Here is a 16,453-nt window from a genome sequence, read left to right on the forward strand (position 1 = left end):
GCTGCTTGACGCTGTGCCGGTCGGCAAGACCGGCGTGGCCGCATTTTGGGGCTGTTAGCCGCGAAGCTCGAACGTTGTTTCGCCGTTGCCGTTGCCATCGCCGCCGTTGCGTTCGACGCGGATGAAAGACGCATCGCCGGCCTCGGACACCAAAGCGAATGCGCACTCGATCCGATCGACGCCCCAGTCGCCTTTTACGACGAATATGACGGTGTCGCCGGCCCGCTCCGTTTGCACCTCGGGCATCGCGGCTTGGCCGTTCTTGGGGTAAGGAACCATAACGGCGGCAAAGCCGAATTGCCGGGCGGTCGGCGGCGGCTGCAGCCGGGCGTTGCGGCAGGTAACGATATCCTGGTCGCGATAGTCGCCGAAGGAAACACTCAGCGCGCAGTTGCTGCCGTAGGCCATCACCATGCCGGCTTCCGGCGCGTCAAGCACAAGCCGCCCTGTAGGCGACGGCGGCAAATTTCCGCTGTCTGCGCTCCGGTCGACGAACGTCGCCCGGGAATGAAAATTCCACACGATGCCGTCCTCGAGCGCCACGATTTCGTCCATGACCAGAAAGTAGTCGGGCCGCACGAACAGCAATTTGCGGTCATACCGCTTCATCTCCCGATACGCCCCGCTCAGATCGGCCGACAAGTAATCGTGCCGGGCATCGCCCGAACGGCGGCGAATGACAACGGCGCGAGCGGGGTCGCGATAAGACTGGTTGCGTTTGCCGATCGTCGCCACGTTATGGTACGAACTGCCTTTGTATTCGAGATGCGCCGGATTGAGGTAAGCGATCATGCCCGGATCGGCGGCAAACGGTACGCCGTACGCTTCCATGATGAATTGTCCCTTGTCGTAATGCGTATGCTCGAACGTCTGCGCGCCGCCTTCGAAGAACAGCAGCTTGTCACCGTATTCGGTGCCGGTGCGGATGAACGTGCGCCCGCAGCTTTCCATAAACGTTTGCGGCGCCAGTGCCGGCTTCTCCGCCTCCCCGTCTTCGTACCAAAGCATCGTTGTGAGCGGCGACGTCGCGTAACAACCTGTCGACTGGAACGGACCGTCGAACGGATGAGCCGCGAAGAAGCTGCTGTAAGGCATCCGCTCGTCGTTGAAATAACGGTTCCACAGCCAGCGGGCGTCGCCGTCGCGAAAGTGGCGGGCGAAGAACAGCAGCGACGGGCCCATGTTGGGCACGCCGGCGACCGTTTTGTCGCCGATCGGAAGAAAGTCCAGCGTCCGTTCGCCAAGCGACTGCATCTGCAGCAAATAGGCCGGCGTACGCGCAATGCCGCCGGTCGCAAGCGAGGCCGCCGGCACGCCGAGATGGCGCGCAGCCACATGCAGCGCCTCAAGCAAGTGATGCAGCGTATATTCCAGATAGCTGATGCCTTCGTTCGTGCTGCCGTCGGCCGCAAAATACGCTTCCATCATGCGCCCCAGCCAGACGACGGTTTTATGGAAATATTCGATCGCATGCGGATAACGGCGCGACGCGACAAGCGAGGCGTAAATCATGCCGAGCGCATACACCGCCCCTTGGTTGCTGCGCAGCAAATACCCTTCTCCGTGCTGATGGAAGTACGAATCGATCCACGGGATCGCTTTGTCATACATCGCCTCTTCCACTTCCCGGCGCTCCGGCACGGCCAGCAGCCCGTAAACCAAATCGTAACAAACGGCAACCGTCATCGCGGTGTGCGCTTCGATGAACGGCGCCCGGTAGCCGCGGATGCCTGCCGGCACCCGGTTGACGAATCCGGGTGCCCAATGGCCGCAGCGCACGATCGCAAGCAGCGCCCGCCTGGCGGCCTCGCCGTGACGCTCGTCGCCACCCAGCGCAAACGCCATGGCGTTGACCGTCAGCGTGCTGTGCCATTTGGCCGTGTCCTGCCATTGTTTCGACACCCGATCGATCCCAAGGTTGTTCCAGAACACGGGCAAATAAGCGCCGACATGTTCTTCCGGCGAATAGCGCAAGTTGGTTTCCGCTTCGGTGAGCAAGTCGCGATAAAACCGTTGGTAAACCGGGCTTGCGGCAACATCCCGCCTTAGCCGGTCCCGCTCCTCGGCGCCAAACAGCAGCGCAAGCGGGAACATGTCGGCGTCTTCCGGCCGCTGCGGCGCAGGCGCGATCGGGGCAAGCGACAGCCGTTCGTCGCAGGCGTCAGGCGCCGCGCCCCGGCGCTCCAGCATGATCCAGCGCAGCACGGTGACGATGCGTTCGCCGACGCTTGTTCCGTGCCGCTCCGGCACCCCCGATACTTCGACGCGGATTCGTTCGAGCCGTTTGCCGCTTAGCGGGATGCGGACTTCTTCGCCGCCGCCGATGCCGGCCCGGTCGCCGAACGGCGTCTCCGTTCTTCCGTCGACCTGGACGAAGATGCGGAAGGATGCGCGGCGATCGGCCGCAATGGACACGATCAGCGCCTGGTAGTCGCCGATGTCCTGATCGTAGGTTTTTTCAAAAGCAAGCCGGCGGATGCCGTCCGCTTGCTCCACGTACCAGATCTGGGCGTCCAGCCAACTGACGTTAAGACCCGCTTCCGCAGGCTTCGGCTGGTCGTCGCCGACATACTTCCATTCGGATACGTCCCACAAGCGCGGGTTCATGAACGTTTCCAGCAAATCCTCCGCCTCGTTCACCCGGATTGGAGGGATGCGCTCCAGCCATTCGGCCTCCCCGATTTCCAGCACCGTGCCGGGAAACGTCGCATATCCGGCGACCAGCGCGATCGCCGTCAGCTTGTCGATCGAAGGTGCGCCCGCTACGGCGTATCGATGCTCCCACAATTGTTTTCTGTCGGTCAGCTCCGGCTCCTTGCCGGAGGGCAGCAGCAGGTGGACGGTGCGCTCCCCTTTCCACTCGATCACGATACTCGTGCGAAAGCTGTTCTCCCTGTCGGGGCATTCCAGGCAGACGTCAACGAACTGCATCGACGCCAGATTGGAGGTGATCGGCAAGCCGACAGCTTTGGCCGCGGCCGGTTTCGCCGGCATGGGTACGTTTGTTTTCTGTCGCACCGCTACATCCCAACGCATAATGTTCCCTCCGGGTTCCTTCGATATCGGATGCAAGGACGGTTGTAACGGTATTCGATCGGCTGAGCGCTGCCGTCGGTCGCAGAAGCGTTGGCTCGCTCCATTGGCAGCGGGATCCAAACAACCAGCCCCTCCGGCGTATTGCCGCCCTCGACAAGCGGTTGCCCGCTGTCCGCCGCGATGCCCGTTATGGTTGCCGCGCGCCGGGCGCGTACCCATTCGTCGATTCGGGCGCCCGTCCAGAACACGAACTTCCGTTTGCGCGCTTCCTCCACGATCATTTCGAGCGCTGCCTCCAGCTCTGCCGGGCGCGTATGAAAATAATGCTGGTGGCACAAGAAGTGGGCCACGCCGCGAACCGCCGCCGTCTGCTCGAGAAACGGCACGATGACGCTTGTGTCGGCCCAGGCGCCGATGCCGAGATCCTGCGTCAAAAAGCCGATCTCCAGCACATCGTACATCCGGTTCCGTTCCTCCCACCACGCCATCGGAACATAAGGCCGGCACGTGCCGAACAAAAATCCGACATTGCCCCGTTTGCTCGGACCGCGCGTTTGGTCGCTCCGAATGCCGGCGGCTTCGCACCAGGCAAACAGTTCTCCCCACCCTTCGAAACGGGTGTAGTGGTTTTTGTTCGAAACGATCCGCTCCGCACCCGTAGCCTCGCGACACCAGGCGAGCTGTCGGCGGAAATCCGCCTCGTCCCAATACCGGTCCTCCATGTGCACGGCATTGTAATGAAACGCCAGCTCATGGCCGTCCGCCCGGATGCGCTCGTATACCGGCCGGCTGTATCCGGGCTCAAGCATGCACCAGGTCGATTGAATACCGTGCCGCCCCAGCGCCTGCAGCGTGGCGTCCGCGGCTTCGTCGGCATTCAGGTCCGAATCGTGCGAAATCATCGCCACTTGCCGGATCCCGTCCGGCCACGGATCGACGAACGGCAGCACTAGACCGGCCGCCGATGCGGTCCGCAGCAAATGCCCGATCAGCGCATCGCGCCACAAATCCGCGTACGGGTGGGCAAAATACGGCTGCCCCGTCTCCGTGAAGGCGCGGTCGTACTCCCAGCTAAGCGCGATACGATCGTCCGCCTTCAATAAACCGTCATCGATCGCGGCGCTGCCGTCAGGCGCCGGAATACCGTCGCCGAGCACCGGCCCGTATCCTTGCTGCAAAGCGACGATCGTCGCCGGGATGTCGACCGCCCAGCGGTGCACAAAGCCGGCGCCGAGCGCAAACGTTTGCAACGCAGCGCCGAGCGGCGCTCCGTCCGGCGCTTCCAGCGTAAGCCGGCCGCTCGCTTCGGCAGCCGCCGGCGCCGCTGCCCACGGCTGTGCCGCTGCGAAACGCAGCGGGCGGCTGTCTCCGAGCGCGGCAGGCAGATGCGCATAGCCGGACGCATAGACCGGTCCGGGGATTGCGCCGAGCCGGCGGGCGATTTCGTTCAGCCCGCCGCAGCCGATAACGATGCCGCCCTGCTCGGCATACGCCGCCAAGTGGCGCGCCGACTTCTCGTCTTCCGCCGTGCAGACGACAATCACTATATCAAATTCATTCGTTTGCACGAGCGAAATATCGTCCAGCAGCCGCCATGGGATGCCCGCGTCGGTCAACAGTTCTCCGACATACAATCCGAATACATTCAATCCGTATCGCCAACGTTTCTCAAGCGCCGCCCGATCGGCCAGCACGCCCAATGACGCCATTTTCCACTCGCCCACCTGTGTCCCTCCTCAGCTTGCTTACCTCCCATTATAGATACAGGGGAGGGTGTCCGCTATGACGGAAACAATCATATAATGATCGATTTTTGCCGGGGCGGCTGCCGGGTATGAAAAAGGCCATCTTGTCTTGGCAGGGCCTGCGATGCCGCGGTGGGAGGGGGCAATGTTGTTCAGGTTAAGCTGTAATGGCTGTCCCGATCTGCTGGAAGCCTGAAATCAGCCTTATTTCGTCCGCCGCTCGCCACGGCGCGTTTAGCGCATGTTTCATGCGCTGCAGCTCCTGGCCACCCGCTCTAAGGCTGAAATCAGCCTTATTTCATCCGCCGCTCACCGAAATGCCGCTGTAAGGCTGAAACTTGCCTTAACCTGACAACATGTGGGAGGGAAGGGGCAGTGTAGGTACGATATAAGCCGACTTTTCCGGCTTTTTTCGTCCGAACCGGGCCCAATCATTGGCTGCTTGACCTGACAGCGTTCGAAGGGGCGGCGTCAGCGGATGAACCGTTTGCGGTGCGCGTATATCCAGGTTCGTTTCATCTGCTTGACGAGGTCGTCGTCGAATGCCAGCACCGTTTCCACATAGTGGTCGAACGTGGCGAAGCTTGCCGGCGATACGTCGAACGGTTCGCCTTCGCCGTCCAGGCGCAGCTCACCGCCCCATTCGGCGGCCAATTCATGCGCCAGCTTCACCATGAGGTAGTCCTCCCACGTCGTCGCGTCTTCCTCCCGGCATACTTTGACGCCGCCGCCCGCCAGCGGGAACACGAACACGCCGTGTTTGCGCTGCATTACCTCCGGCAACAGCACAAAGCCGTCGGCCGCGGGCAGCAGTTCGCATTCGTTCGCCGCGGCGAACGCGGTAACAGCGGCCTCCATGGCCGCGGCTGATGCCGCTTCGGCGCGATGGGGCGCAAGGTGCAGTTCGGGCACGGCCATCTCCCCTTTCCTGTCTGGTATTAGGTACTACGAGCGTAGCGGAATCGGCCGGCGCCGTCAATATTGTCCGTTGTGCGGCAACAAGCGATTGAAAGCCGTCGTTTCTGGGGTAAATAGGAAATATACCGAAAGGATGACATCCTAAACGAGGAGAGGATGAAGATGACGGAAATCGAACGGCTTCACAATTGCCGGGAACGCTTGCTGACTGCACGGGCCAGTTGGCGAAACCGGGTGCCCGAGCGCAAGCAGTATTTGTCTTTCCTGGTTCTGCTCGCCATCACGGAAATGCGCCTCGACGAGGAGCGCGAGTCTCAGCTTATCGCACGTTAACGCAGCGCGGGGCAGACGAAATAAGGCTGATTTCAGCCTTACAGCGGCGGTTCGGCGAGCGGCGAGCGAAATAAGGCCGATTTCAGCCTTGCAGCAGCGTTTTGGCGAGCGGCGAGTGAAATAAGGCTGATTTCAGCCTTGCAGCTGCGGTTCGGCGAGCGGCGAGCGAAATAAGGCCGATTTCAGTCTTACAGCAGCATTTTGGCGAGCGGCGAGCGAAATAAGGCTGATTTCAGCCTTGCAGCTGCGGTTCGGCGAGTGGCGGACGAAATAAGGCTGATTTCAGTCTTACAGCAGCGGCGGGGAAACGAATCATGAACGTGGCGGTAGCGGAGCGCGGGACGGCGCTGACGGTGCGGGGCATCTTAAGCTGCCGAATCGCGCATTCACCCGTGCTTCTACACGCTCGCCTCTCGGCTGCTTTGCCTTGTCCGTGCCCATGCGCCCCGCCCGCGCGCAAACGCGCAAAAAGCCGCCCGATCGTTCGGGCGGCCCCATAGCCACAACTTGCCTTACGGCAAATTGGATGCTCCCATCAAAAACTTGTCGCACTCGCGCGCCGCTTCGCGGCCTTCGTTGATCGCCCATACGACGAGGCTCTGCCCCCGGCGCATGTCGCCTGCGGTGAAAACGCCCGGCACGTTCGTCGCGAACTTGCCGTATTCCGCCTTCGCGTTGGAACGCTCGTCACGCTCGACGCCGAGCCCCGCGAGCACCGCGTTCTCCGGTCCGAGGAAGCCCATCGCGAGCAGCACCAGCTGCGCCGGAATAACGCGTTCGCTGCCCGGCACCTCAACCGGCCCGAACCGGCCGTTTTCGTCCTTCTTCCACTCGATCAGCACCGTGTGCAACTCTTTCACGTGGCCGTTTTCGTCGCCGACGAATTTTTTCGTGTTGATCAAATATTGCCGCGGATCGCCGCCAAACTTCGCCGCCGCTTCCTCCTGGCCGTAGTCCATCTTGTACACCTTCGGCCATTCCGGCCAAGGGTTGTTCGCCGCGCGCGACTCCGGCGGCTTCGGCATAATCTCGAACTGCGTCACGTTGCTGCAGCCGTGGCGCATCGACGTGCCGACGCAGTCGGTGCCCGTGTCGCCGCCGCCGATGACGACAACGTCCTTGCCGGCCGCAGAAATATATTCGCCGTCCTCGTGGTTGGAGTCGAGCAAGCTCTTCGTGTTCTTGCGCAGAAACTCCATCGCCAGGTGAATGCCCTTCAGCTCGCGGCCTTTGATCTTCAAGTCTCGGCCATTCGTCGCGCCGCCGCACAACACAACCGCGTCGAACTCTTTGAGCAAATTCTCCGCCGGATAATTTACGCCCACTTCCGTATTCGTGCGGAACGTGACGCCTTCCGCCGCCATCAGGTCGACGCGGCGCTGCACCACCTTTTTGTCCAGCTTCATGTTCGGGATGCCGTACATGAGCAGGCCGCCGACACGGTCGGCGCGTTCGAACACTGTAACCAGATGGCCCGCCTTGTTGAGCTGCGCCGCGCAAGCGAGACCCGACGGGCCGGAGCCGACGACGGCCACTTTTTTGCCGGTGCGGCTCGAAGGCGGCTGCGGCACGATCCAGCCTTCGTCGAAGCCTTTGTCGACGATGGCGCGCTCGATCGTCTTGATCGTCACGGCCTTGTCGTTCAGGCCGACGGTGCAGGAGCCTTCGCACGGCGCCGGGCACACCCGGCCGGTAAATTCGGGGAAATTGTTCGTCTTGTGCAGCCGGTCGAGCGCTTCCCGCCAGTGCCCCCGGTACACGAGGTCGTTCCACTCGGGAATCAGGTTATTAATCGGGCAGCCGGCGGCCATGCCGCTGATCAGCTTGCCGGTATGGCAGAACGGAATGCCGCAATCCATGCAGCGCGCGCCTTGCGTCTGCAGCTTCTCTTCCGGCATGTGCCGGTGAAACTCGTTATAATGGCCGATGCGGACCAGAGGGTCGTCTTCAGCCGGGACTTCGCGTTTATACTCAATAAAACCTGTCGGTTTGCCCATGGTTCGGATCGCTCCTCTCTAGTTTCCGCTGGCACGCGAAACGTCTTTTGTATTTTCTTCAAAAGCGACCATAATCGCCTGTTCGTTGCTGAGGCCCGACTTTTTGCCGCGCTCGATCGATTCGAACATGCGCTTGTAGTCCTTCGGAATGATTTTGACCAAATTCAGCACGCTTTCTTCCCAGTTCTCGAGAATGCGGTGCGCCAGCTCGCTGCCGGTAAATTTATGATGATTGCGGATCATGCCCAGCACTTCATTCATCTCGTATTGCTCGACGATCTGCTCAAGCAGCACCATCTCGGCATTGATGCGGCCGCGCAGCGCATTGTCCGGGTCGTACACGTAAGCGATGCCGCCCGACATGCCTGCCGCGAAGTTGCGCCCGGTAGCGCCGAGGACGACGACGCGTCCGCCGGTCATGTACTCGCAGCCATGGTCGCCGACACCTTCGACGACGGCGCGCACGCCGCTGTTGCGGACACAGAACCGTTCGCCCGCGCGCCCGCGGATGTACGCTTCGCCATCCGTCGCGCCGTAAAACGCCACATTGCCGATGATGACGTTGTCCTCCGGCACGAACGGAATGCGCGCCGGCGGGAACACGACGATTTTGCCTCCGGACAGCCCTTTGCCGACGTAGTCGTTGGAGTCGCCCTCAAGCGAAAGCGTGATGCCTTTCGGCACGAAAGCGCCGAAGCTTTGGCCGGCCGAACCGTTAAAATGCAGCCGGATCGTATCGTGCGGCAGCCCTTCCAGCCCGTAACGGCGCGTCAGCTCGCTGCCGAGAATCGTGCCGACGACGCGGTTCGTGTTGCGAATCGGCAGGATGGCGTGCACATGCTCCTTGTTATCCAGCGCCGGCTTCGCAATCGCGAGCAGCTCTTTCACGTCGATCGACTGATCGAGCTTGTGATCCTGCTTCTCGCTGCAGAAACGACCGACCGTATCCGGCATATCCGGCCGATGCAGCAACGCCGACAGGTCGACGCCTTTTGTCTTCCAATGCGCGATCGCCCGCTTCGGCTCGAGCACGTCGGTGCGCCCGACCATCTCTTCGACCGTGCGGAAGCCAAGCTGCGCCATCCATTCGCGCACATCCTGCGCGATAAAATGCATCAGATTCACCGCATGCTGCGGATCGCCGGCGAACCGTTTGCGCAGGTCCGGATTTTGCGTGGCGACGCCGACCGGGCACGTGTCCAGATGGCACACGCGCATCATGATGCAACCGATCGCGATCAGCGGCGTTGTGGCGAAACCGAATTCTTCGGCGCCGAGCAGAGCGGCGATCACAACGTCGCGGCCGGTCAGCAGCTTGCCGTCGGTTTCAACGGCGATGCGGCTGCGCAGGTTGTTCAGCACAAGCGTCTGGTGCGTTTCGGCCAGGCCCAGCTCCCATGGCAGGCCGGCATGGCGGATCGACGTTTGCGGCGAAGCGCCGGTACCGCCCTCGTAGCCGCTGATCAGCACGACGTCGGCTTTGCCTTTGGCTACGCCGGCCGCAATCGTGCCGACGCCGATTTCGGAGACGAGCTTGACGCTGATCCGCGCTCGCGGGTTGGCGTTCTTCAGGTCGTGAATCAGCTCGGCCAAATCTTCGATCGAATAAATGTCATGATGCGGCGGCGGCGAAATGAGGCCAACCCCCGGCGTCGAGCCGCGCACTTCGGCGATCCACGGGTACACCTTGCCCCCCGGCAGCTGGCCGCCTTCGCCCGGCTTGGCGCCTTGCGCCATTTTGATCTGAATTTCGTCCGCGTTGACCAAATAATTGCTCGTGACGCCGAACCGTCCCGACGCCACCTGCTTGATCGCGCTGCGGCGCAAATCGCCGTTCGCGTCCGGCGTGAACCGGTCGGGGCTTTCGCCGCCTTCGCCGGTGTTGCTTTTGCCGCCGATGCGGTTCATCGCGATCGCCAGCGTCTCGTGCGCCTCCTTGCTGATCGAGCCGTACGACATCGCGCCCGTCTTGAACCGCTTGAACAGCGATTCGACCGACTCGACTTCTTCAAGCGGCACCGGCGTGCGCCCTTCCTTGAAGCTGAGCAGCCCGCGCAAATTGAACTGTTTTTCCGAGTCACGGAGAATGAATTTGGTGAACGTCTTGTACATGGCGTAGTTGTTCGTCCGCACCGCCGTCTGCAGCGCGTGGATCGTCTCCGGCGTGTACAAGTGCTCCTCGCCGTCCTTGCGCCATTGCAGGTCGCCGCCCGCGTCGAGCACACGATCGCGTCCCGCCTGCTGCGAGTACGCACGATTGTGGCGAATGAGCGCTTCCTGCGCGATCACATCGAGGCCGATGCCTTCGATGCGCGACGCCGTCCACGTAAAATACTTGTCGATGACGGCCTTGTTCAAGCCGACCGCTTCGAAAATTTGCGCCCCGCGATAGCTTTGAATCGTCGAAATGCCCATCTTCGCCAGCACTTTGACGACGCCTTTCGTGACTGCCTTCATATAATTGTAAACCGCTTTGTCGTGCGTGATGTTCTTGAGCACGTTCTGGCGGATCAGATCGTCGAGCGATTCCAGCGCCAGATAAGGATTGATCGCTCCGGCGCCAAAGCCGAGCAGCAGCGCAAAATGGTGCACCTCGCGCGGCTCGCCGGACTCGAGAATCAGGCTCGTGCGCGTCCGCGTGCCCACGCGGATCAGGTGATGGTGCAAGCCGGATACGGCGAGCAGCGCCGGAATGGCCGCGTGTTGCTCGTCGATGCCGCGGTCGGAAAGAATGAGCAGGTTCACGCCTTCGGCGACGAGACGGTCCGCAGATGCGTACAGCTGCTCCATCGCCTGTTCCAGCCCGGCTACGCCTGCAGCCGCGGGGAACACAATCGGCAGCGTCGCCGACTTGAAGCCTTCGCGCTGCACATGGCGCAGCTTGGCAAGCTCTTCGTTCGTGATGAAAGGGGATTTGATCCGGATTTGCCGGCAGCTTTGCGGCTCAGGGCGAATCAGGTTGCGCTCCGGGCCAAGGGTGGTGCCTTGTGCGGTGATGATTTCTTCGAAGTTGGAGTCTATCGGCGGGTTGGTCACTTGCGCGAACAATTGTTTGAAATAATGGTATAAAAGCTGCGGGCGGTCCGACAGCACGGCGAGCGGCGCATCGTTGCCCATCGAACCGATCGGGTCGACGCCGAGTTTTGCCATCGGCTCAAGAAACTTGCGCATGACCTCAAACGAATAGCCGAATGCCATCTGGCGCTGCAGCACGGTCTCGTGGTCCGCTTCGGGCACTTCCGGCGCTTCCGGCAGCTCCTCCAGGCTGACCAGATGCTCGTCGAGCCACTGGCGGTACGGCTGCTCCTTGACGATGCGATCCTTGATCTCCTCGTCGGCCACGATGCGGCCTTCCGTCGTGTCGACAAGCAGCATGCGTCCCGGCTGCAGGCGCTCCTTGCGGATGATGCGCTCCGGCGCGATGTTCAGCACGCCGACTTCGGAGGCGAGCACGATCAGATCGTCGTTCGTCACGTAGTAGCGCGCCGGCCGCAAGCCGTTGCGGTCGAGCACGGCCCCGATCAGCTTGCCATCGGTGAACGAAATCGCCGCCGGCCCGTCCCACGGCTCCATCAGGCAGCTGTGGTATTCGTAAAACGCTTTCTTCTCGTCGCTCATGCTCTCGTGCTTCGACCACGGCTCCGGGATCATCATCATTGCCGCATGCGGCAGAGAACGTCCCGCGAGCATCAGAAACTCGAGGCAGTTGTCAAACATTTGCGAGTCGCTTCCGTCGTTATCGATAATCGGCAAAATTTTGGCCAGATCGTCCCCGAACAAGTCGGATTCGCACATTGCCTGGCGGGCGTGCATCCAGTTGACGTTGCCGCGCAGCGTGTTGATTTCGCCGTTGTGAATGAGGTAGCGGTACGGGTGGGCGCGTTCCCAGCTCGGGAACGTGTTCGTGCTGAACCGGGAGTGCACGAGCGCCAGCGCCGTCTCAAGCGACGGGTCCTGCAGCTCGACGTAGTAGGCGTCGACCTGGTCCGGCGTCAGCATGCCTTTGTATACGATCGTACGGCTCGACAGGCTGGAGAAATAGAACGGAGCCGCCGCTTCCATGCCGCGGGCAGCCGCTTCCGCGCGCTTGCGGATGACGTACAGCTTGCGCTCGAAACCGAGCTCCGCCGCCGTATTCGCGCCGCGTCCGATGAACAGCTGGCGCACGAACGGTTCGGCAGATCGGGCCGAATCGCCCAGCGTCTCGTTGTTCGTCGGCACCGTCCGCCACCCGAGCACCGTCTGCCCTTCTTCGCGAACGATCGTCTCGAGCATCAGCTCACACTCGCGGCGAACAGACGCCTCCTGGGGCAAATAAAGCATCCCGAGGCCGTAGTCGCCCGCATCCGGCAACACAATCGACTGCTTGGCGCAAGCCGATTGCAGGAAGGTGTGCGGAATTTGCATCAATATACCGGCGCCGTCCCCGGTATTAGTCTCGCAGCCCTGCCCGCCCCGATGATCGAGATTGCACAGCACGGTAAGCGCCTGGCGTACGATTTCGTGGGAAGGCTTTCCCTTGATATTCGCAACAAAACCGATGCCGCATGCGTCGTGCTCGAACTGGGGGTCATACAGACCCTGCTTTTGTGGTAGACCCTTAGGAATCATTCCTGCCAACCTTTCTCCCATAAAGTTATCTCCCGCCGCGTGGTGTGAATATTCAATTTTGTAAGCGGTTAAATTTTGCGGATAGGCGCAGCCGGGAACGTAATTGACCCGCGCGTCTGCCGCACTTTGACGCCATCACCTTCTGTTGTTTGCTGCGATGTAAGCTAAGGTGTGCACTGCAATGTGAACAAACCTGACTCACGTCATAAATATCTTTATATTCTAACACCGACATATTCATATATCAACAACTTTCCGGGGTTCGCTTTTCTCCCTTTTCGAAACGTGCTATCATGAGTCAGAAGACTTGCGCGGCGCTTGATTGACGCGATTTTCGCGCAGGAATCGGAAGCGGTAGGACAAGCCTTAGAACGCGGCAAAGAAAGGTGAACGCTTTGAAAAAGAAACGGATCCTGCTGTTCTCCGAAGGCTTCGGCTCCGGACATACGCAGGCGGCGGGCGCGCTGGCGGAGGGCCTGCGGCAAGCGGACGGCGTCAGAACGCGCATCCTCGAGCTGGGCGCATTCCAGCATCCGACGCTGGCGCCGCTGATCTTCAAGGCGTACCGCAAAACGGTAACCTCGAGGCCCAGACTATACGGCATGTTGTACCGCCAACAAGAGGAAAAAACACTAAACCGGCTGACCTCGATGGCGCTTCATCGTATTTTTTACGCCCGGACGCTCGATATTATTCGTCAATTGCGGCCGGACCTTATCGTTTGCACGCATCCGTTTCCCAGCGCGGTCGTCTCCCGGCTTAAACGGGCCGGACTTGCGATCCCGCTGATCGGCGTCATTACCGATTATGCGGCGCACGGAACGTGGATCGACGCGCAGGTGGATAAATATTTGGTCCCGGCGCCGCACGTCAAATCGAAGATGGTCGAAGGCGGCGTGCCGGCCGGGCAAATTTCCGTTACCGGCATTCCCGTTCATCCGAAATTTTGGGTGCAGCAGAACCGCAAGGAAGTGCGCGATCACTTCGGCTTGCGCGACATGCCGACACTTCTCGTGATGGGCGGCGGCTGGGGGCTGTTAAGCGAAGGCCCCGTCATGGACGAGCTGACGAACTGGCGCGATCAGGTGCAACTGCTGATTTGCCTCGGCAGCAATGAGAAGGCGCGGCAGAAGCTCGCCGAAGACGAGCGGTACCGCCACCCCAACATTCATCTGTTCGGCTTTACGAAGGATGTGGACAAGCTGATGGACGCGGCCGACATGCTGTTCACGAAGCCTGGCGGCATGACGTGCACGGAAGGCATCGCCAAAGGCATCCCGATGCTGTTCTACGACCCGATTCCCGGGCAGGAGGAAGAGAACTGTCACTATTTCGTCGAGAACGGCTTCGGCGAACGGATCGATTCGATTGCGGCGTTGAACGGCAGGCTGCAAGGGCTTGTCGACGATTATCCGGCAACCGGCGAAATCAGCTATTTGTCCCGGACGAATCGGCGCCCGCGCGGGTACGATCCGCAGCAAGGCATTGCGGAGATTCTCTCCATGCTGCCTTGAGCGGCCGGATATCCGGCATGAAGCGCCGCAACTCCTCCGCGCAACACAACATACAACCAGGATGGAACCGCTCCTGCTTTGCTTACTATTAAATGCGCCTCTCGCTTCTATTTTTTAAGGACATATTAGAAAAGAAGCGTGTGCGCCCGATATATTAAGTATAAGCATAAGGTAGGTGAAACCGTTGACGGACGCAGCTCGTTTGACAGGACTATCCGCTCTGCTGGATGACGCTTCGACTCCGGCCGCGCTATTCCAACCGGATACCGCGGCCACGCTCTTATGCATGTGGGCCAATCGCTCGTTCGCCGCCATGATCGGCTCGAACGCGTCAACTGCAATCGGCCGAAGTCCCCGCGAACTGTTCCCAAAAGGCCAAGCCGATCTTGTTCTGGAATCGCTTCAGGCAGCCCAAACGCGCCGTCAGCCGATTCGGCAACGCTTCCACACGGCCGCAGACCGCCAGCAACCCTATGAAATCGCCGTCGAACCGCTGGAAGGAAACGACGGCCGCGTGTGCCTGCTTGTTTTGTTCCATCCCTCGCCTCTGGCGGAACGTTCCGCACCCGGAGGCGACGCCAGCGAACGCAGCTACAAGAAGCTGGTCGAGCAGTTCCCCGACTCGGTGCTCATCGTCGAAGACGACATCATCTCTTTTGCCAATCCAGCCTGCGCGAGTTTGCTCGCGGCAACAACAACCGATCAGATCGTCGGCCGTTCGTTATTCGACTTCATTCTGCCGATGCAGCATCCGGAGCTGCGACACCGTTTGCGGGCGCTGCGGGGCGACAAGGAGCCGCTGCTCGGCTTCGAAACCAGCATCATCCGTTTCGACGGCACGCCGCGCATCGCCGAGCTCAGCGGATTCGTCTCGGAAGGCAGCCGCAACCGCGCGCTTCAATTGATGATTCGCGACGTAACCGAACAGCGGACGACGCAGGAAGAGCACAACCGCTTTTTTACGATGACGCTCGATTTGCTGGCCGTATACGATTTTGACGGCAAGGTCGTCGCGCTTAATCCCGCCTGGACGAACAAATTCGGCTTTTCGCTGGAGGAGCTTTCACAACGCAAATTTGCTGCAATCGTTCATCCTGACGATGTGCAAGCGGGACAAACCGCCGCCCTGCTGCTTGGCAAGGGCGTGCCAATCGTCAACCTCGAGCTTCGGCACCTGACCGCCGGCGGCGAATACCGGCTGATCCGCTGGAGTTCCTCTGCGCTCACCGAGCACAAAAAAATATACGCCATCGGCACCGACATCACCGAAATGCGGGAGCAGCAGGATTTGCTGCAAAAATCCGAGAAGCTTTCCATCGTCGGGCAGCTGGCGGCGGGACTTGCGCACGAAATCCGCAACCCGCTGACGTCGCTCAAAGGTTTCCTCCAACTCTTCCGCAAACGATTCGGCCACGATCCGAGCTACGCCGACTACTTCCGCATCATGGACACCGAATTCGTGCGCATCGAAGAAATCGTCAACGAGTTTCTGATTCTCGCCAAGCCGCAGCCAAGAAACTTCCAGCCGCACGACATGAGCGAGCTTGTTCCCGATATCGTGAAGCTGCTCGAACCGCAGGCGCTGCTCGGCAGCGTCGAAATGACGGTCGACATCGAGCCCGACCTGGCTCCGGTCAATTGCGACGAAAATCAGCTGAAGCAGGTGTTCGTCAATCTGATTAAAAACGGCATCGAAGCCATGCCGCAAGGCGGCAGCTTGAATGTGAAAGTAACGCGTCGGAGCGAGGATTACATCGCCGTTACCGTCGCCGATCAAGGCCAGGGCATTCCGCAGGAGCAATTGAACCGGCTCGGAGAGCCGTTCATGACGACCAAGGTGAACGGCACCGGGCTTGGCCTCATGATCTGCTACAAAATCATGGAAGCGCATCAGGGGCGATTGCACTTCGAAAGCAGGCTGGGCCAAGGGACGACCGCGGAAGTGCTGCTGCCGATCGCCCACGAAACGACGAGCTGAGCGCAGGTTGGCATACATAACGCTTCATGTGAGGAAAACGGCCGCGATTGCGGTCGTTTTTTGTTGAAGCACTGAGGGCGGGGGTGGCGGGGGGCGATGGGGAAGGCCGGGGCATATTGTCAGGTTAAGCGACGGTAGTTATCCTGATCTGCTGTAAGGCTGAAATCAGCCTTATTTCGTCCGACGTTCGCCGAAATGTACCTTTGTCAAGAAAGTAGACACACAATTTAAGCGATCTGCTGTTGCTCGTAGTACCTTTTTTCGCATAAATGCGGGGTGAGGTAACCAATTGACGAATGGATGCGAGTGCGATTGTAATCA

8 protein-coding genes are annotated in these 16,453 nt (G+C 60.6%); 3 read left to right on the forward strand and 5 right to left on the reverse strand.

Annotated features, from left to right (window positions below; genetic code table 11):
- Positions 1–54: 54 nt before the first annotated feature.
- The 3 genes from EXY20_RS25630 to EXY20_RS25635 all read right to left on the reverse strand — a co-directional run bounded on the left by EXY20_RS25630 (position 55) and on the right by EXY20_RS25635 (position 5,693).
- Positions 55–3,036 carry a heparinase II/III domain-containing protein gene (locus EXY20_RS25630; RefSeq protein ID WP_167859526.1) on the reverse strand — a complete coding sequence of 994 codons (2,982 nt, stop codon included), beginning with the start codon at positions 3,034–3,036 and terminating at the stop codon, positions 55–57.
- Entirely contained in the window at positions 3,021–4,760 is a 1,740-nt protein-coding gene (locus EXY20_RS39185) for a polysaccharide deacetylase family protein (protein WP_167859527.1), read from the reverse strand. Before EXY20_RS39185 ends, EXY20_RS25630 begins: the two co-directional genes overlap by 16 nt.
- Positions 4,761–5,252: 492 nt before the next feature.
- On the reverse strand, positions 5,253–5,693 hold the full coding sequence (locus EXY20_RS25635; RefSeq protein ID WP_135554974.1) for a hypothetical protein: 441 nt from the start codon (positions 5,691–5,693) through the stop codon (positions 5,253–5,255).
- A 168-nt stretch (positions 5,694–5,861) separates the two neighbouring features.
- Here EXY20_RS25635 and EXY20_RS39190 point away from each other — a divergent pair, with 168 nt between their 5' ends.
- Positions 5,862–6,032, forward strand: a complete 171-nt coding sequence (locus EXY20_RS39190) for a hypothetical protein (RefSeq protein ID WP_167859528.1) — start codon at positions 5,862–5,864, stop codon at positions 6,030–6,032.
- A 512-nt stretch (positions 6,033–6,544) separates the two neighbouring features.
- Here the strand turns inward: EXY20_RS39190 and EXY20_RS25640 are convergent.
- Positions 6,545–8,029 (reverse strand): glutamate synthase subunit beta, encoded by a 1,485-nt coding sequence (locus EXY20_RS25640; RefSeq protein ID WP_135554975.1) that lies wholly within the window; start codon positions 8,027–8,029, stop codon positions 6,545–6,547.
- A gap of 18 nt (positions 8,030–8,047) precedes the next feature.
- Positions 8,048–12,661 carry a glutamate synthase large subunit gene (gltB, locus tag EXY20_RS25645; RefSeq protein WP_407944938.1) on the reverse strand — a complete coding sequence of 1,538 codons (4,614 nt, stop codon included), beginning with the start codon at positions 12,659–12,661 and terminating at the stop codon, positions 8,048–8,050.
- Positions 12,662–13,035: 374 nt separating this feature from the next.
- Here gltB and EXY20_RS25650 point away from each other — a divergent pair, with 374 nt between their 5' ends.
- Together EXY20_RS25650 and EXY20_RS25655 are read left to right on the forward strand one after the other, a co-directional pair.
- Entirely contained in the window at positions 13,036–14,154 is a 1,119-nt protein-coding gene (locus EXY20_RS25650; protein ID WP_135554987.1) for an MGDG synthase family glycosyltransferase, read from the forward strand.
- Positions 14,155–14,338: 184 nt separating this feature from the next.
- Positions 14,339–16,132 (forward strand): ATP-binding protein, encoded by a 1,794-nt coding sequence (locus EXY20_RS25655; protein WP_135554976.1) that lies wholly within the window; start codon positions 14,339–14,341, stop codon positions 16,130–16,132.
- Positions 16,133–16,453 lie beyond the last annotated feature (321 nt).

The organism is Paenibacillus cymbidii (assembly GCF_004764705.1).
Taxonomy (GTDB): Bacteria; Bacillota; Bacilli; order Paenibacillales; family NBRC-103111; genus Paenibacillus_AN; species Paenibacillus_AN cymbidii.